This is a genomic window from Flavobacterium sp. AED, from assembly GCF_000812945.1.
GTDB lineage: Bacteria > Bacteroidota > Bacteroidia > Flavobacteriales > Flavobacteriaceae > Flavobacterium.
The window spans coordinates 52,665-70,482 of record NZ_JSYM01000002.1; the positions used below are offsets into that span (position 1 = coordinate 52,665).

The following is a 17,818-nucleotide window of genomic DNA, read 5'->3' on the forward strand; positions in this document are numbered from 1 at the left end:
CTAATGAAGACTTACCACTTTTGTTATTTTCCAATTGTTATTATCATTTTGCCAAAAGATTATAAATTTACTGACATGAGATAGCGTTCCTGACTTTTCAGTATTGTTATGAAATTTATGAAGTCCCATTTCGATAGCTCCAAAATCCTTAATTGGATATACTTCAATACTTCCTTTTACTAATTCCCTTGTCACTTTACCACAAACGTATTTTTCAGTACCATCTAAAATTTCCTGTTTAGATGTCATTAGTCCACCTTTATCGTGGTAAAATTCTATTTTATCTGAATAAATAGCTGCTTGCTTGTCAAGATTACAAGTATTATAGGCTTCAAAAAACACACTGTCCATAGCGACGATAGTTTTGTATAATTCTAGATTGTCAGGAATGTATTTGTATAAAGGTGCTGCAGAATAGCTTTTTTAGAAGAACAAGCTAAAAGAAAAATTGCTAATATCAAACTAAAATAAAGGGTTGTTTTAATACTTCTCATACTATTTTTTTTAATTGTCATTGTCCAAAAATTGTCTATAAAATATATTTCTTGTCAAACTGTACCTATTAGTATTGTAAAAATAACTAAAAGAATCCTATCTTAAGAATTATCTTATTAACATGGTTTTGTCCTTTTAAAATACCGGTTGGTGTTTTTTTATTATCATTTGACATTTTAGTATCTTTCTAATAGCATTTAAAAGCATAGGTTTGCTTTCTATGTTTTATTTTAACCAACCAACCATAATGTTTAAAAAGAAATCACTTTTACTTGTATTACTATTCCTTTCCTTTATTTCCTTTGCTCAAAATGTAGCGGAGCAAAACAGTTTCTTTCTCTATTCAGGAAGAGTGGAGCATCTAGCCGATAATAAAGTGGTTTTGATAGGTTCGGCATCGTCCGTTTCGTTTAATTTTAAAGGGAATTTGTGTTCGATTTCGTTACAAAGTGTTGAAGAACACCAAAATTATGTTTCATTAGAATTAGATGGTAACTATATTGGAAGAGTTCGAATTGAAAAAGGAGCGTTGCAGTCCTTTCCCATTGTAATTTCCAAAAAGAAAAAAATGCACCGTCTCACGATTTATAAAGCTACAGAAGCTACAAATGGCGGGGTTTTATTTGGTGGAACTACAGCCAAACTAACCCAAATCACTCCTGAAAACAAAAAGAAAATTGAACTCATAGGCGATTCCATTACGTGTGGATTTGGTAACGATACGGCTGCAATTCCTTGTGGAACAGGGGAATGGTATGACCAGCATAATGCGTATTGGGCGTATGGACCTATCGTTTCTCGTAGCCTTAATGTGGATTATGTGTTGAGTTCCGTTTCTGGATTTGGGATGTATCGCAACTGGAATGATGAGCACAAAGACGAAGCAATTATTCCTGATGTTTACGAAAATTTGTATTTGAATAAAGATAATTCTAAACCGTATGATTTTGCTTTTCAGCCGGATTTGGTAAGTATTTGTTTGGGAACGAATGACCTTTCGGATGGAGACGGAAAAAAAGAGCGATTGCCTTTTAACGAAGAAAAATATGTTTCGAATTACATCAATTTTATCAAAACGGTTTATAAACATGCGCCAAATACCAGAATAGTATTGTTGAACAGTCCAATGGTTTCGGGTGACAGAAATGTGACTTTGGTGCGCTGTTTGAAAAAAGTGATTCATGCTTTTGAAAATGATACGGAACACAAAACTATAGCCTTATTCGAATTTCAATCGATGAAACCTAACGGTTGCGGTTCCCATCCAGATATAGCCGATGACAAAATCATGGCTGCCCAATTAACTCCTTTCTTTAAAAAAATACTAGATGAAAAATAATATAATTGCCATTGTTCTCTTTCTGATACTTTGTAATACTGCTGTTGCAAATGTTACGCTTCCAAATGTACTTTCGGACAATATGGTTTTACAACGCAATTCCGAAGTTACAATTTGGGGTTGGGCGAATCCACAGGAAGAGGTCGTTATAATTCCAAGTTGGAATCATCAGGAATATAAAATCAAAGCCACTAATCAGGCCAAATGGGAAATAAATATACCAACTCCAAAAGAAGGCGGACCATTTACGATTTCCATAAAAGGATACAATGAGATTGTATTGAAGAATATTTTGATTGGCGAAGTGTGGATTTGCTCGGGACAATCCAATATGGAAATGTCGGCGAGTTGGGGGATTGAAAACGGGGATGAAGTGGTGAAAAATGCCACGAATCCGAATATCCGTTTTTTTATGATTCCAAAATTAACAGCAACTACACCACAAAATAATGTGTCGGGAAACTGGACGGAATGCACGCCAGAGACAATGAAATATTTTAGTGCAACGGGTTATTTTTTTGCCAAACGTTTACAAGAACAGTTGAAAAATGTGCCTATCGGTTTGATTGGCTCGAATTGGGGTGGAACGCCAGCGGAGATTTGGATGCCGGAAGAAGTCATTCAAAAAGATTCGGTTTTAATGGAAAGTGCCAAAACCCGAAAAGAAGAATCCTATGGACCCAACCAACCGGGACGCGCTTTTAATGTAATGATTTATCCTTTGGTGGGATTTAAAATTGCAGGTGTGATTTGGTATCAAGGCGAATCGAATGTGGGTTCACCGGTTTATGACAAAACCTTTTCGGCTTTAATTACTTCTTGGAGGAAATTATGGAATTATGAATTTCCGTTTTATTACGTTCAGATTGCGCCTTATAAATATGGAGAAAATCATTTTGGAGGTGCTGAAATTAGAAATGCACAACGCAAAGTATTGCAAGAAGTTCCCAATACCGGAATGGCGATAACCAGCGATATTTCTCCTATAGATGATATTCACCCAAAAGACAAGAAATCAGTTGGAACAAGATTGGCGAATTTGGCTTTGGTGAATACGTATAAAACCAATTCGGATGTGGTTAACGGACCGCTTTACAAAGCAATAAAAATAGATAAAAATAAAGTTGTTGTTGCTTTTGATTATGCCGATGGATTGTATTTTACGATTAAAAAATCGAATCAATTTGAAATTGCCGGAACTGATAATGTGTTTTATGAGGCGGAAGCCGTGATTAAAAAAAATACAGTGATTTTAAAATCGGATAAAGTAGCGCATCCTGTCAAAGTTCGTTTTGCATGGACAAACACGGCACAATCAGAGTTGTTTAATAAAGCGAATTTACCTGCTTCGTCATTTGTGAGTGAATGATAAAATTTTAAACAAGTTAACCATATAAGGAATATAAGGGCATTTAAGTAGGAAGATATGTTTTTCGAAAGAAATGTGCCGTAGGCACTACATATTGGTAGAAATGTTAATGGGTTCCAATTTTAGCGTGCCGTAGGTACGCGACATTAATAATCTTGTTGCGTACCTACGGCACGCTAATCAAACATAAACTGTATGGCTACCAATATGTAGTGCCTACGGCACATAAGAAATAAATACCCATTTGTTACGATTATGTGTCATGATAAAGAGATTACAATTTTGAAATCAGAATGTTATTGTGATGCCGCGTGAGGGATAGAAGGCGGTATCCTCGTAGCGTAGCGGAGAGATAAAGCCGTATAGCCCGACGCTTTTCCTGATTTTTTTCAGGGAAAGGGTCACGCCCAAAAATTAAAAAACCAAACCAAATTATGAACACTAAAAAATTAATTACTGCAGGGGTTTTTACCCTGATTACCATTTCAACTATGAATGCACAGAAAAAACCACATTTAGATAAGACGAAACCGATTGAAGAGCGCATTGATTTGTTGATGAAACAAATGACACTGGAGGAAAAAGTGGGGCAGATGAACCAGTATAACGGCTTTTGGGAAGTGACCGGACCGGCGCCAAAAGAAGGGAATGCCGAATTGAAATACAAACACTTGCGTGACGGTTGGGTAGGATCGATGCTATCTGTTCGTGGGGTGAAGGAAGTAAAAGCAGTACAGAAAATTGCGGTGGAAGAAACGCGTTTGGGGATTCCTTTAATCATTGGATTTGACGTGATTCACGGATATAAAACCTTGAGTCCAATTCCGCTGGCAGAAGCGGCGAGTTGGGATATGGAAGCAATAAAGAAATCGGCTCAAGTGGCGGCAGACGAAGCTTCGGCCGTTGGAATTAACTGGACTTTTGGTCCAAATGTAGATGTTTCGCATGATGCGCGTTGGGGTCGTGTGATGGAAGGTGCGGGAGAAGATGCGTACTTGGGAAGTAAAGTGGCAATTGCCCGAGTTACTGGTTTTCAAGGCGATACAAGAGCAGATTTGGCCAAAATAAATACGATTGCGGCTTGCGCCAAACATTTTGCAGCCTATGGTTTTGCCGAAGCAGGAAGGGATTATAATACGGTAGATATCAGTAATTCAAGGTTGTATAATGAAGTTTTGCCTCCGTTTCATGCGGCTACAGAAGCGGGAGTTCGTACGTTTATGAACTCCTTTAATATCCTGAATGGAATTCCTGCAACGGGAAACAGTTTCTTGCAAAGAGACATCCTGAAAGGGAAATGGAATTTTGACGGTTTTGTGGTTTCAGACTGGGCTTCGGTTCGTGAAATGATAGCGCATGGTTACGCCAAAGATGGTGCAGAAGCGACTCAAAAAGCAGTAATTGCGGGTTCTGATATGGATATGGAATCGTATTTGTATGTGGTTGAATTAGCAAATTTGGTTAAATCTGGTAAAGTAAAAGAAGCTTTGGTTGATGATGCGGTTCGCCGAATTCTAAGAGTGAAATTTGAGTTGGGATTGTTTGATGATCCCTATAAATATTGTGACGAAAAGCGTGAAAAAGCAACTATTGGGAGCAAAGCTAATAATGATGGTGTTTTGGACATGGCCAAAAAATCTATCGTGTTGTTGAAAAACGAAAAAAACTTGCTTCCGCTACAAAAATCTGGGCAAAAAATTGCTTTAATCGGTGCTTTGGCAAATGATAAAAACAGCCCTTTGGGAAGTTGGAGAATTGCTTCAGATGATAATACCGCAGTTTCCGTTTTGGAAGGAATGCAACAATACAAAGGGAATCAATTGACTTTTGAAAAAGGAGCTGATTTGACGGTTGGGAAAACAGCTTTTGTAGATGAATTGGTTTTCAATACTAAGGATAAAAGCGGATTTGATGCTGCCAAAAAAGTAGCTGCCAGCGCTGATGTGGTGGTTATGGTCCTTGGAGAGCATGGATTTCAATCAGGAGAAGGGCGCAGCAGAACAAATCTCGATTTGCCGGGTGTGCAACAAGAATTGTTGGAAGAAATCTATAAAGTAAATCCAAATATTGTTTTGGTTTTAAACAACGGAAGACCATTGGCTTTGCCTTGGGCAGCAGCACATATTCCTGCTATTGTTGAAGCTTGGCATCTGGGAACACAAACTGGAAATGCCGTAGCGCAAGTCTTGTATGGCGATTACAACCCAAGCGGAAAATTGCCGATATCATTCCCAAGAAATGTAGGTCAATGCCCCATTTATTATAACAATTACAGTACAGGAAGACCAACTAATGGGGAGGGAAATGTGTTTTGGTCGCATTATAGTGATGTAGAAAAAACACCACAATTTCCTTTTGGTTTCGGATTAAGTTACACTACTTTTGACTATGAAAACCTGAAAATTAATAAACCTGCTTTCGCAAAAGGGGAGTCGGTTGTGGTTTCAGTAGACGTTACCAATTCCGGAAATTATGACGGAAAAGAGGTGGTGCAATTGTATATTCATGATGATGCAGCAAGTTTAGCCAGACCGGTAAAAGAACTAAAAGGATTTGAACTAATCAACTTGAAAAAAGGGGAAACGAAAACAGTTACGTTGACATTAACCGATAAGGAACTTGGTTTTTATGACAACGACGGAAATTATTTGGTTGAACCTGGAACTTTCAAAATCATGGTAGGAGGAAGCTCAGACAAAGGATTGGAAAGTGGTTTTGAGTTGAAATAAGCCCAGTTTTTTGTCATTTCGACGAAGGAGAAATCACATCAGAATCTCTCGTTATGTGATTTCTCCTTCGTCGAAATGACAACGCTAGAAGTTTTTGATAATTTTAAACCCGACTTGTTATTAAAACAGGTCGGGTTTATTTGCATTATATGCTTTCGAATGCGAACTTTACCAATTATAAAATTGAAAATCAAATCTTTAAATTGATATAATGAAATACAACAAATGTGGGAAAAGTGGTTTATTATTGCCACAAATTTCTCTTGGCTTATGGCATAACTTCGGTTCAGTGGATAATTTCGAAAATGGGGAAAACATTGTCAAAGCCGCTTTTGACAAAGGAATTACGCATTTTGATTTGGCCAACAATTATGGACCGGTCCCGGGTTCAGCAGAAACTAATTTTGGTAAAATCGTGAAGAATAATTTTCAAGGAAACCTGCGCGATGAAATCATAATTACGACCAAAGCCGGTTACACGATGTGGGACGGTCCTTATGGGGATTGGGGTTCCCGAAAATATTTATTATCGAGTTTAGACCAGAGCTTGAAGCGTATGAATTTGGAGTATGTGGATATTTTTTATTCGCATCGTTTTGATCCGGAAACGCCTTTGGAAGAAACCATGATGGCGCTTGATTATGCCGTACGAAGCGGAAAAGCATTGTATGCGGGAATTTCTAATTATAATGCGGAACAAACCAGAGAAGCTACCGAAATTCTAAAACGATTGGGAACGCCTTGCTTGATTCATCAAGTGAAATATTCGATGTTTGTTAGGGAACCTGAAGCAGGTTTATTAGACGTTCTGGAAGAAAAAGGAGTGGGCTGTATCGCTTTCTCCCCTTTGGCACAAGGACTTTTGACGGACAAATACCTAAAAGGGATTCCAGAAAATTCAAGAGCTTCCAATCCAAATGGACATTTAAGAACGGATGAAGTTTCGGAGGAAAGAATCCAGAAAATCATACAATTGAATGCCATTGCACAGCAAAGAAATCAATCGTTAGCTCAAATGGCTTTGGTTTGGTTATTAAAAGACAAGCGAATCACTTCGGTTTTGATTGGCGCGAGTTCTGTAGGACAATTAAATAACAATATAGACAGTTTGCAAAATTTGGATTTCTCCGCAGCAGAATTAGCCGAGATTGAAAGTATTTTGGGATAATAAAAAAGGGAGCAATTTTTAAATTTGCTCCCTTTTTCTTTTTAAAGTGTATTATTATTTAGGCGAAATAATTGCGGATAATCCTCCTCCGTTTGCTAAATGGAAAGTCATTTTGGTAGTAGAATCAATGGTTATTTTTTCTCTTTTGTAATCAACTGCTGCTTTATCTGCATTGATTCCATCTGTAAATAAATCAGCTTCGAATTGCTTTCCTTTTTCTAAAAAGGAGAAATCAATCGTTACTTCTCTCGAATCCCAATTGGTTATAGCGCCTAGATACCATGTATTTGCTTTTTTTCGGACTAAGACTATAAATTTCCCTACTGAACCATCTAAAGCTACTGTTTCATCAAAAGTCGTTGGAATTTTTGCAATGAAATCAGTGGATTCTTGTTCCTTTATATAAGCCGTCGGACTGTCAGCCATCATTTGTAAAGGTGCTTCAAAAATCGTGTACAAAGCCAGTTGATGACATCGTGTTCCTTGACTTTCAGGGTTAGAATGACTTGGTTTGAATTCTGTTTTTGTGGCGTTTCGCATAGCACCGGGCGTATAATCCATTGGCCCGGCCATCATTCGAATAAAAGGAATCGAGCAATCATAAGTAGGAACATCATCGTTAGGTGTCCATTTGTTATTTTCAAGACCTTTTACGCCTTCAAAATTCAAGATGTTTGGAAACGTTCGTTGTATTCCCGTTGGTTTGTACATGCCATGAAAATCTAAAAGCAATTTGTTATCGGCTGCTTTTTGGGCAATATCATAAACCGAATGGACCATTTTTGCATCATCTCTATCCAGAAAATCTACTTTGAATCCCTTAATGCCCATAGAAGAATAATTCTTGAAAACACCGTTTGTATTTTTGGTCAAAGCCATCCATGAACTCCATAATATGATACCCACATTTTTGTCTTTTCCATAACTGATTAAGGCTTTCAAGTCGACATTAGGATTGTGTTCCATAATGTTGTCTTCCTGACTCCAACCTTCATCAAGAACGATGTATTCCACTTTGTTTTTGGAAGCAAAATCAATGTAGTATTTGTAGGTTTCGGTATTGATTCCTGCTTTAAAATTGATGTTGTAAATGTTCCAGTCATTCCACCAATCCCAAGCTACTTTTCCGGGTTTAATCCAACTGATATCCTTTGTTTTAGAAGGTTCGGATAATTTTTGAACCATATCATTATTGGCTAAATCCTTGTCATTTTCTGAAACAACCACAATTCGCCAAGGAAAATTTCGAGTTCCTTTTGTTTTTACCAAATAATCGGCTCTTTGAGTAATTAATCTATTGATATTATTGAAACCACCGTTAATTTCCTGTAATGGGTATTTAGGAAATCGGGCTTCAAAACCAGATTTAGAATTGGTATTAGTCACAAACATGCCCGGATAATCCTGAAGATTAGCTTCCAGAAAAACGGCTTTTTTGCTGTTTTTAAAATCAACTAAAAAAGGTAAAAAGGCCAAGGTATCTTTAACAAATTCACTAATTTTTTTGTTCTCGTAATGTGCTTCAAAGGAAGAAATATAGGGGTCTTTAGGATTCCTTAAATCACGAACATAAGGCATGAGAGAGTTGTAATCTTTGTCAAAATTCAAAACCACTTCTTCTGATTTTACGGTAATAGCACCTTTCTTTTTAGTGCTAAATCGATAGGCAACACCATCGTCAAATGCACGATATTCAATGCTATAGTTGCTTTTGAAATTTAAAATCAATTGATTGTAATTGTTTTCAACTGATTTCTTTTTGTATAATGGCGATTCAAATTGCGTTCTTATACTTTCTTTTTTAGCATTTAAAAGTCTTGGGTTTTTTCCTAATATTTCTCCTTCACTTAATGTCATCGACATAGGTGAAGCAATTAGTATATTGTCTTTTTCGTGGACAATTGTCCAAGTAATTTTATCGGAAAGAGAAATGTTGATTTCAATTTTTCCGTTTGGTGAAACTAATTGGAAGTTTTGTTTCTTTTGTGAAAAGACTACAGTGTTAAAAAGAAATAAAGCTAGAATTAAATGGGCTATTTTTTTCATTTTAAAGTTATATGAGAACGATGCAATTATAAAATTTATAAATTTTTGAAAAGAGAAAGTTTTAGCTATTAAAATGATTTTTAATTTTTTACGTTAATCTTTTTTGCAATAATTTTTTTATCTAAAACTAAGTCGGTATTTGTACCATTTTCAAGTAAAACAGGAACAGCCATTTTATTTATTGGAGACCCGGATCCTTTAAAATTTGCAATGCGCACATCGTTGAAATTATTAATTTCGATACCATTAGTAAAGTAAGGCATTCTGGTACCTGTCCAAGTTAATTTGAAGTCTTCAATAGTTAAGTTGTCAACGTATTGTCCGTAAATACCCGGAATGTCACGTTGAAAAAGCTGTTGTTTTTCATCCAGACATCCTCTTAAATCAATATTTCCGCCGGCTACATCGTTTAGTTTGCTGTCTATAAAATCAAAAGTTACATTTTTGAAATTGATGTTTTGAAGTCGGCTTTCTTCAGAACCATACACTAAAATTCCGTTTTCGGCTTTACAGTTTACGTTGTTAAAAGTCACGTTTTTGATTACGCCTAATTTTTCTGTTTCTGTACCAGCTACTTTTACTTTTCCGCGAACTGCCGAAATATGAATCGGTTCTCCATTTCCCCACCAATCGCCGGTTCTAAGCTTGGTTTCTATATTTACATTCGATACATTTATGTTTTCTAAGGAACCTTGATCTCTCAGGAATATCCCAATTCCTCTAGTTGAATTTGTAATATTACAATTAGAAATATTGATATTTCGAACCGAATTATGATCGAAATAACCTATTCTAATAGCACTTGAAGAAGATTGAAGATTACAATTTATAATATTAATATTTTCTGAAGAATGGCGTAAATCTTTAAAACCGGGAACTTCAAAATGCGAAGCATACCCCACAACAATAATTGCATCGTCTCCTGTGCGAACATCACAATTACTAATCGTGATATTTTTTCCTGAAGTAATATCAATTCCATCTGCATTTGGCGCCAGCATATTGGTCCAAAGACGTATTCCGTCAATTAAAACACTGTCGCAATCGGCTATCAAAATAGTCCAGAATGTAGATTGTGTTATGAAAACATCTTTTATAGTGACTCTTTTGCAATTACTGAAAATGATGGTTTGATAAGGCCTTTCTTTTGGTACAATTGGCCCGTCACCAATAGTTCCATCCACCACTTTTCTGAAATTTTCTTTCTGGCGCGTGCCAGTAACGCCGCCCCATTCAATTTTTTTAGCTTTAGTTGCATCAAAAAAGACACCGCCATTTGCATCAATATTTCCACTTCCAGAAATGGTAATATTTTCTGAATTCTCAGTAAAAAACATTCCGTAATGCACTCCGTTTACAGGAAGATAGTCATTAATGTCAGCACTTCCTCTTAAAATTGCACCGCTTTCAAGATGTAGATTTACATTGCTTTTTAAGTTTACCGTCCCCATCATAAAAATACCTGCAGGCACATAAACGGTTCCTCCACCGTTTTTAAAACAAGTGTCAATTGTATTTTGAATTGCTTTGGTATTTATTGTTTTGGCATCGCCAATTGCTCCGTACTTTGTAATATCAAAAGTTTGTGCATTGGTTGAAAATGCAAAGCTGATGAATAGTAATATGATAATTTTTTTCATTTGAGTTAATTTAAAAAAGTAGTTAATTAAAGCTCCCTACAAAGTAATTCCAGTAGTTTTAATGAAATTTCTGCGGTTAATTTTAAATATGGTTTTTAGTGATGCACCATAATAGAGATGCACTGCTGTGAATCTTTACATATAGAATTAAAAAATTATTTCAATTTCAAATTATACATTTTCACCAATTCCAATGTCAATTTATCTGAAGAAAAAACAGTATTCAAACCTTGTGGTTCTTGTGGAGGATCTGCAGTAAAAGTGTCTCCAATATTCCATTTTCCTGTATTGTTAACGGCTTTTCCTTCGCCACCAAAGCCCCAAAAATTAATCCCTTGTAACGCCTCATTATTGTTATGGCTTTTTACTAATCTTTCAAAGAAAGCTTTGTAAAATGTGTTTCTATCCACTACTGAGGATTTAGGTAATAGACTTTCATTGGCTCTTGGTAATCCAAATTCTTCAATTACAATAGGTTTTCCTAATTTTTTTGCTACTGCAATATGGTCATTAATATATTGTGTAGCTTTTTCAATGGCAATAGGTAAAGTGGCTTTGGCATCATCAGCCTTGAACCAACCCCAATTTTTCGGCCAAATGTGCATCGTCAAATAATCAATTTTTGGATTGTTATGAGTGCGCTCAAAAGTTGCTAAATCATCATTAGAACCTGCTTTTCCTTCAGAACCTGTCGAAATCAAATGATTTGGATCTAAACTATCAATCAAATCAACAGTTTTGTTTAGCCAAAGTGTAAATTTCCCTTCATTTTCAATACTTTGTACGCGAGGCTCATTACCTACTTGCCAAGCCATAATCGCATTGTCCTGGGTATATTTCTTATTATTATAGGCATTTGTTCGGCCCAAAATATACTTGATATGATTCTCAAAAGCCAACATACACGGTTCACAACTGTGGTATTGCTTTATATAATCCATAAATTGAGGCCAAGTGTTGGGTTTTATATTCGGATTTGGAATTTTTCCGTAGCCATTCCATTCTAAATATTGTGACATTCCGCCAGACCATTCCCAGTTGTTGTTGAGGTACAAAACCGCATACATGTTGCGTTTTCCCATTTCAGCAATCAAGAAATCCAACCCATCCAATAAATCGGCATTGTATTTTCCCTGTTCGTATTGCAAAGCCGGACTAACGGTATAATCATACGTTCCGCCATCAGCTCCTACTAAAATTCGAAGATTGTCTATTCCGTTTTTCTTCATTAAATCCAGTTCGCGAAGCAATCGTTTACGATCACCCACTTTTTTGGAACCTAATAAACTGCCATACCAATAATTGGTGCCAACATACGAATACGGTTTATCACCTTTGTAAAATTGCGTCCCTTTTACGGTTATTGGCGCTTGTTTTTGTGCCGAACAAACAGTTGCCGAAACACAAAAAGCGAGCAGCATTATTTTTGAAACTAAATTCTTCATATTTTTTTTATTTAGGAGCTATTTCCAGCTATACGTTGCAATCTTTTATTTTTTAAAGAAAAAAATAAAAGGATTTTCACTGCTATCTGGGCTAGGGCTATTGTTATAACGGAACGATTATCTTGTCCATTTGTCTTTCTGATAAAGGAGTAATTTGACTCCAATAGGGTTCAATCTATGTGTGCTAGAATTGCAAATCTAAGGCATATTGGATTATTCCAAAACCATATAAATTATTTATTCATGCGAATCAAGGGTTGGAATGTGCCGTTAGGCACTAAATATAGGTAGAAAACATGAATTGGAACGAAATTTAGCGTGCCGTAGGTACGCAACATTTATCGTTTTGTTGCGTACCTACGGTACGCTAACGAATTTAAAACCTAATTACTACCTATATTTAGTGCCTAACGGCACAAAAAAAACTTTCAACCCTTGATTCGCATTATTCTCTATTTCTCTATTTTTTTAATTCGATTAATGATTTCAATGCAAGCACGACCATTATGATACGGACATTTCCAAAAACCGGCTTTGTCTTTTTGTATCAAAGAATAATCTGCATTTACACCCCAGTGCCATTCCCCGTTTTCTGTGTCTACAATGTATTTCTTTATAAATTCCCAATTCTTTAGGACTACATCTAAATAGCTTTTATCTCCGGTTAATTCATAGGCATTAAAAAAACCAATCATCAATTCCGCTTGTGGCCACCAATGTTTTTCGGCAATTAATTCATTGCTTTCCGGGTCCAATTCATACCATAAACCCCCATCTTCATCAATTCCTTCATTTGTGACATCCGTAAGTTGAATGGCGTGTTTTTTGTAACGTGCAATCAATGCTGCATTTTCTGAAATTTCGGCGCATTGCAATAGGAGCCAAGCCGCTTCGATGTCGTGACCATACGAAATAACATCTGGTTTTTCTATCCAGTTTTCGTCAAAAAACAGTCTTAAATGTCCCGTTTCTTCATTTATAAAATGAGTATCGATTACTTGTAGTAATTCAATGATGTCATTACGTAAGGTTTCATCTTTCCACACTTTATATAAATTGGCATAGCCTTCCACAATATGCAAATGAGTGTTCATTGTTTTCTTTTCGTTGGCGTCTTTATCGCTCAAGCGTAAATCATCAATGTTTCTCCAATCCCGTGTAAAAGCTTCCAGATATCCTTTGTTGATTGGATCATAACTGTGCTCTTGAATCTTTTTGTACAAATTAATGGCTATTTCCAGTGCTTTTTCATCTTTGGAAACAGCATAATATTCAGTCATACCATAAATCACAAATGCAATTGCATAGATTTGGTTTTTGGTGTCTTTTGGAGTTCCATCGGGTTGGAGACTCCAAAAAATTCCTCCAAATTCCGTATCATAAAAATAGGATACAATATAATCAAAAGCTCTTTTTGCTATACTTTTATGTTCTTCGTTTTTGGTCAGTTGGTATGCTGATGAAAAAGTCCATAATATTCGTGCATTTAAAACAGAACCTTTTTCTGCTTGCGAAATAATTTGATTATTGTGGTCTATTTGACCAATGAAACCTTCGTTTTTGGTGTCCATAGTAAACTTCGACCAATACTCAAGAATAGCATCGAGTTCAGTTGTAAGCTCTGATTTTAGTTGTTTTAATGGTATGGACACGCTTATGAAATTGCTTTGTTTTTATTTACTTGTTTAATGATTGTATTCACAGAACCTGCTGATGTAAAGGTGTCTTCAGGTGTGTTCATGACATAATCAACCAGTTTTTCAACGGATGAAACGGCAACATGCATTCTTGTGTCTGAAGAAGCATAATAGATAAATACAGTTCCGTCTTCGTCTTCAATCCAGCCATTTGAAAACAACACATTCGAAACATCACCCACTCTTTCTATTCCTTCTGGAGCCATAAAATGTCCGGCAGGCTTATGGATTACTTTTGAAATATCGTTTAAATCCGTCATGAACATATACAAGGTATAACGCAACCCGGCAGCAGTATTTCTAACACCATGAGCCAAGTGCAACCATCCTTTAGCAGTTTTTATAGGAGCTGGTCCTAGACCATTTTTAAGTTCGTAAACAGTATGGTATTGTTTTCCGTAGATGATGGTTTCTTCTTGTACAATTGGATTTGTCATGTCATCAATATAACCAAGTCCTACACCACCACCATTTCCGATGTCGATAAATCCATCTTGCGGACGTGTATAAACGGCGTATTTTCCGTTTACAAATTCAGGATGAAATACTACGTTTCTTTGTTGTCCTGTATTCGAAATCAAATCAGGCAAGCGTTCCCAGTTCACTAAATCTTTGGTACGAACAATTCCTGCATTGGCAATTGCGGAACTAGTATCTCCTTTAGGAGCTTTTGGGTCTTTTCTTTCGGTACAAAAAATACCGTAAATCCAACCATCTTCGTGGTTTACCAAACGCATATCGTACACATTCGTATCCGGTTCTTCCGTTTGTGGTAAGACACAAGGTTTATCCCAAAATTTAAAATTATCGACTCCATTTGGACTTTCGGCAATAGCAATAAATGATTTTCGGTCAAAACCTTCTACACGAACAGCCAGAATGTATTTATTATTCCATTTCATTGCCCCGGAATTTAAAGTGGCATTAACACCAATTCGTTCCATTAGCAAAGGATTGGTAGTTTCATTTAAATCATATCGCCATTCAATTGGAGCATGCTTGGCTGTTAAAACAGGGTTTTTATAGCGTTCGAATATACCGTTCCCAACAGAAGATTGAGGCTCATTTTTTTGCTCAATTAGTTGTTGAAATTCATTTTCAATTTCAATTTTTCTTTTTTGGAAATCGGTATTTATTGTTTTTGTATTCATGATTGAAAGTTCTAAATCAAGTATTAATTAGTTAAATTTCTTTTGTTGTTAAGGTCTTGTTCAATAGTCTGCAGTTTTTCTTCAGTAAGCGGGTAGAACAAGATAAAAAGTACTGAAATGACTGCGGCGGCCGCTGGAAGAATGCTTAGCATCAGTTGAATTCCGTTTTGGGTAACTGCAGTTTGCTCAATATTTGCCTGAAAACCGTAATATCCCAAAAGCCATCCTGTTGCGGCGCCTCCAATAGTCCATCCAAATTTTTGAGACATCGAAGAAGCGGAGAATACGAGTCCAGTAGCGCGCCTTCCTTGTTTCCATTCTGAATAGTCAGCGCTGTCAGCATACATCGACCATATTAATGGGAATACACAACCTGCACAAATACTGATTAAAACTTGGAAAACCATAATGAGCAGCACATCTTCTTTTCCGAAAAAGTAGAAAATAACGCTCAAAATAGCCGCTAAAGACATCGCTCCGAAAAAGGTGTTTTTTTTACCAATTTTATTCGCGATTGGAGTTGCCGCTATCACACCAATGATATTTGCTGCCTGACCTAAAACTAAGTACAAAGAAGTGGGTGTCATGGCAAAGGTTTCTCCAAAAAGGTTGAAACTGTAACTTACTGTATTGCTCACATAATATTTAAAGTAATACACAGCTGCACCATCACGAATTGAATTGAAGACTAACGTTCCAATTCCTGCTCCAAGTAAAATCCACCAAGGCTTGTTTTTCCAAAGGTCTTTCAAGTCTTCCTTCAAATCAGTTTTCTCATCTGAAATGGGTTGAACTCTTTCTTTGGTCAGGAAAAAACAGCCCCAGAAAAATAGAGTAGTTATAATTCCAAAAACGATTATGGTGTACAACCAACCTGTTTTTGAATTCATGTTTCCTCCAAAATGATTTACCAATGGCTCAATTAACCAAAGGGCTAATAAACTTCCGCCAAACGCAAAAACCATTCGATAGGAGGAAAGCGTAGTGCGTTCTTTTCTATCCGAAGATAGTACGCCCAAAAGAGATGCGTAAGGAACATTGATTATAGAATACACCATCATCATTAACGAATAGGTTACATAGGCGTAGATTATCTTTCCTTTTTCATCAAAATCAGGGGTGTAAAAGGTTAGTATTCCTATAATGGCAAATGGTATGGCTGTCCACAAAAGATACGGTCTGAATTTTCCCCAACGTGTTTTTGTGCGGTCAGCAATAATTCCTACCAATGGATCAAAACAAGAATCCCAGATTCTTGTAATCAGAAACATAGTTCCCACAACAGCAGGTGCCAAACCGAAAACATCGGTGTAAAAAAACATAAGATACATACTGAATATTTTCCAGAACATGGATGAGGCAGCGTCTCCCAAGCCGTAACCAACTTTTTCTTTTATACTTATTTTATTATGCATTTTTTGGGGTTTAAAGGTCTAAAGGTTAATTAATTATTTTTTATATAGGTTTTCTTTTGCAGCATCTTTTTCGAATAAAATTTTGTCAAGATTATAGAAATCTACGAAGTCTTTTTCGCTCACTTGCCCTTTGAAAGGGGCGTAATAATGCATTTTCTTTTCTTTTTCCTGCCATCCGTGGTTTCTCCAAACTAGCACATAGGAAATTTTATAATCCCCAATCGCTTTCATTAGTGTATTGGTCCACCATTTATCATAAGGAATCGCTTCATAACCGGTCTCGGCAAAAGCCATAATTTTATTTTGCTCTTTGGCAACTTCATCCATTATCTTGAATTGTCTTTGGCAATTTTCTACAAAAGAATTGTCTTTTGTAGGATCATTGTATTGGTAATTGTCAAAACTCAAAATATCCGCATAATCAGAACCTGGATAGTATTCTAAAAATTCTTCTTTCGTTTTGAAATCAGCCGTATTATAAACATAGATTAAATTATGAACGCCCTTTTTTTGCAAATAATCAATAGTGAATTTCCATAAAAGCTTGAATTCTTCAGGACTTCCATTATTTTTGCACCACCAAAACCAGTTTCCTGTAAGTTCGTGATAAGGGCGATATAGCATCGGAATTAATTTTCCGTTTTTATCTTTTAAAGTTAAAATATATTTTGCAGCTTCATCTAGCCAAGATTTAAATTTTTCATGACTTTCTCCTCCCGGTAAAGCCGAAGCCAATGATTTTGGAGTAGTATCCCACGCATTTTTTCCGGTCAAAGGATTATCAAAATGCCAGCTGAGGGTTATAATACCACCTCTTGCATGAGCCTCTTTAATAAATTGTCTCATTTTGTCGAAAGGGATACCGTCAATATTGTTTGGTGATTTTTTTTCCAATCCACCAAGATCCCATCCATAAACTGCAGGATAATCTCCAGTAACCTCTTTTACATCGCTTCTTCCAGCTTCATATTTCCAGTTTACACCGTAAGCCAAATCATCCTGATGACCAAAAAGGATTCCTTTCTGAGTCAATTGTTTTAGTTTTTTGTATAAGATTATGGTTTCTGGAGTAGATTTCTTATCAGAAAGAGACGATTTTGTATCAATGGTTTGTGCTTTAGAAGAACATGAAATACCAACATAAAAGAAGGTTATTAGGGCGAAAAGAGTTTTTTTCATTTAGTGGTAATTAATTTGAGTACCTAAATTTTAGAAGTACGTTTTATTTGAAAATTGCATTTATAATCCATTATGATATCAAAAATAAAAAAAAAGATCATTTTGGCTTTGTTATTGTCAAAACTATAAAAATAGTAAGTATTAA

The 17,818-nt window shown here is 36.1% G+C and carries 12 protein-coding genes; 4 read left to right on the forward strand and 8 right to left on the reverse strand.

Annotated features, from left to right (window positions below; genetic code table 11):
- On the reverse strand, window positions 1–351 hold the full coding sequence (locus OA85_RS09515) for a nuclear transport factor 2 family protein (RefSeq protein WP_039109526.1): 351 nt from the start codon (window positions 349–351) through the stop codon (window positions 1–3).
- A 391-nt stretch (window positions 352–742) separates the two neighbouring features.
- Here OA85_RS09515 and OA85_RS09520 point away from each other — a divergent pair, with 391 nt between their 5' ends.
- From OA85_RS09520 to OA85_RS09535, 4 genes are all read left to right on the forward strand, one after another.
- Complete coding sequence (locus tag OA85_RS09520; protein ID WP_039109527.1) at window positions 743–1,834, forward strand: SGNH/GDSL hydrolase family protein; 1,092 nt, start codon at window positions 743–745, stop codon at window positions 1,832–1,834.
- A complete protein-coding gene (locus tag OA85_RS09525; protein WP_039109528.1) occupies window positions 1,824–3,203 on the forward strand; it encodes a sialate O-acetylesterase in 1,380 nt (459 codons plus the stop codon). The genes OA85_RS09520 and OA85_RS09525 overlap by 11 nt, the downstream gene beginning before the upstream one ends.
- Window positions 3,204–3,637: 434 nt before the next feature.
- Window positions 3,638–5,932 (forward strand): beta-glucosidase BglX, encoded by a 2,295-nt coding sequence (bglX, locus tag OA85_RS09530; RefSeq protein WP_039109529.1) that lies wholly within the window; start codon window positions 3,638–3,640, stop codon window positions 5,930–5,932.
- A gap of 211 nt (window positions 5,933–6,143) precedes the next feature.
- A complete protein-coding gene (locus OA85_RS09535; RefSeq protein WP_039109530.1) occupies window positions 6,144–7,100 on the forward strand; it encodes an aldo/keto reductase in 957 nt (318 codons plus the stop codon).
- Between the two features lie 54 nt (window positions 7,101–7,154).
- On the opposite strand, the gene OA85_RS09540 is transcribed toward OA85_RS09535, so the two are convergent.
- The 7 genes from OA85_RS09540 to OA85_RS09570 form a co-directional block, all read right to left on the reverse strand.
- Window positions 7,155–9,146, reverse strand: a complete 1,992-nt coding sequence (locus tag OA85_RS09540) for a glycoside hydrolase family 97 protein (RefSeq protein WP_039109532.1) — start codon at window positions 9,144–9,146, stop codon at window positions 7,155–7,157.
- Between the two features lie 80 nt (window positions 9,147–9,226).
- Window positions 9,227–10,786, reverse strand: coding sequence for a glycoside hydrolase family 28 protein (locus OA85_RS09545; protein ID WP_039109533.1), 1,560 nt, complete (start codon window positions 10,784–10,786; stop codon window positions 9,227–9,229).
- A 155-nt stretch (window positions 10,787–10,941) separates the two neighbouring features.
- Window positions 10,942–12,231, reverse strand: a complete 1,290-nt coding sequence (locus OA85_RS09550; protein WP_039109534.1) for a cellulase family glycosylhydrolase — start codon at window positions 12,229–12,231, stop codon at window positions 10,942–10,944.
- Window positions 12,232–12,683: 452 nt separating this feature from the next.
- Window positions 12,684–13,883: an AGE family epimerase/isomerase gene (locus OA85_RS09555; RefSeq protein ID WP_039109535.1), complete on the reverse strand. Its 1,200-nt coding sequence runs from the start codon at window positions 13,881–13,883 to the stop codon at window positions 12,684–12,686.
- A gap of 2 nt (window positions 13,884–13,885) precedes the next feature.
- Complete coding sequence (locus tag OA85_RS09560; protein WP_039109536.1) at window positions 13,886–15,079, reverse strand: glycosidase; 1,194 nt, start codon at window positions 15,077–15,079, stop codon at window positions 13,886–13,888.
- A gap of 23 nt (window positions 15,080–15,102) precedes the next feature.
- Entirely contained in the window at window positions 15,103–16,494 is a 1,392-nt protein-coding gene (locus tag OA85_RS09565; RefSeq protein ID WP_039109538.1) for an MFS transporter, read from the reverse strand.
- A gap of 33 nt (window positions 16,495–16,527) precedes the next feature.
- Complete coding sequence (locus tag OA85_RS09570; protein ID WP_039109539.1) at window positions 16,528–17,673, reverse strand: glycoside hydrolase family 26 protein; 1,146 nt, start codon at window positions 17,671–17,673, stop codon at window positions 16,528–16,530.
- Between the last annotated feature and the right edge of the window lie 145 nt (window positions 17,674–17,818).

Bases quoted from the DNA above. Each gene is read 5' to 3' on its own strand.
- bglX (WP_039109529.1), top strand. From the start codon at position 3,638: ATGAACACTAAAAAATTAATTACTGCAGGGGTTTTTACCCTGATTACC.
- OA85_RS09515 (WP_039109526.1), bottom strand. From the start codon at position 351: ATGGACAGTGTGTTTTTTGAAGCCTATAATACTTGTAATCTTGACAAG.
- OA85_RS09565 (WP_039109538.1), bottom strand. From the start codon at position 16,494: ATGCATAATAAAATAAGTATAAAAGAAAAAGTTGGTTACGGCTTGGGA.
- OA85_RS09550 (WP_039109534.1), bottom strand. From the start codon at position 12,231: ATGAAGAATTTAGTTTCAAAAATAATGCTGCTCGCTTTTTGTGTTTCG.
- OA85_RS09545 (WP_039109533.1), bottom strand. From the start codon at position 10,786: ATGAAAAAAATTATCATATTACTATTCATCAGCTTTGCATTTTCAACC.
- OA85_RS09525 (WP_039109528.1), top strand. From the start codon at position 1,824: ATGAAAAATAATATAATTGCCATTGTTCTCTTTCTGATACTTTGTAAT.
- OA85_RS09535 (WP_039109530.1), top strand. From the start codon at position 6,144: ATGAAATACAACAAATGTGGGAAAAGTGGTTTATTATTGCCACAAATT.
- OA85_RS09560 (WP_039109536.1), bottom strand. From the start codon at position 15,079: ATGAATACAAAAACAATAAATACCGATTTCCAAAAAAGAAAAATTGAA.
- OA85_RS09540 (WP_039109532.1), bottom strand. From the start codon at position 9,146: ATGAAAAAAATAGCCCATTTAATTCTAGCTTTATTTCTTTTTAACACT.
- OA85_RS09570 (WP_039109539.1), bottom strand. From the start codon at position 17,673: ATGAAAAAAACTCTTTTCGCCCTAATAACCTTCTTTTATGTTGGTATT.
- OA85_RS09520 (WP_039109527.1), top strand. From the start codon at position 743: ATGTTTAAAAAGAAATCACTTTTACTTGTATTACTATTCCTTTCCTTT.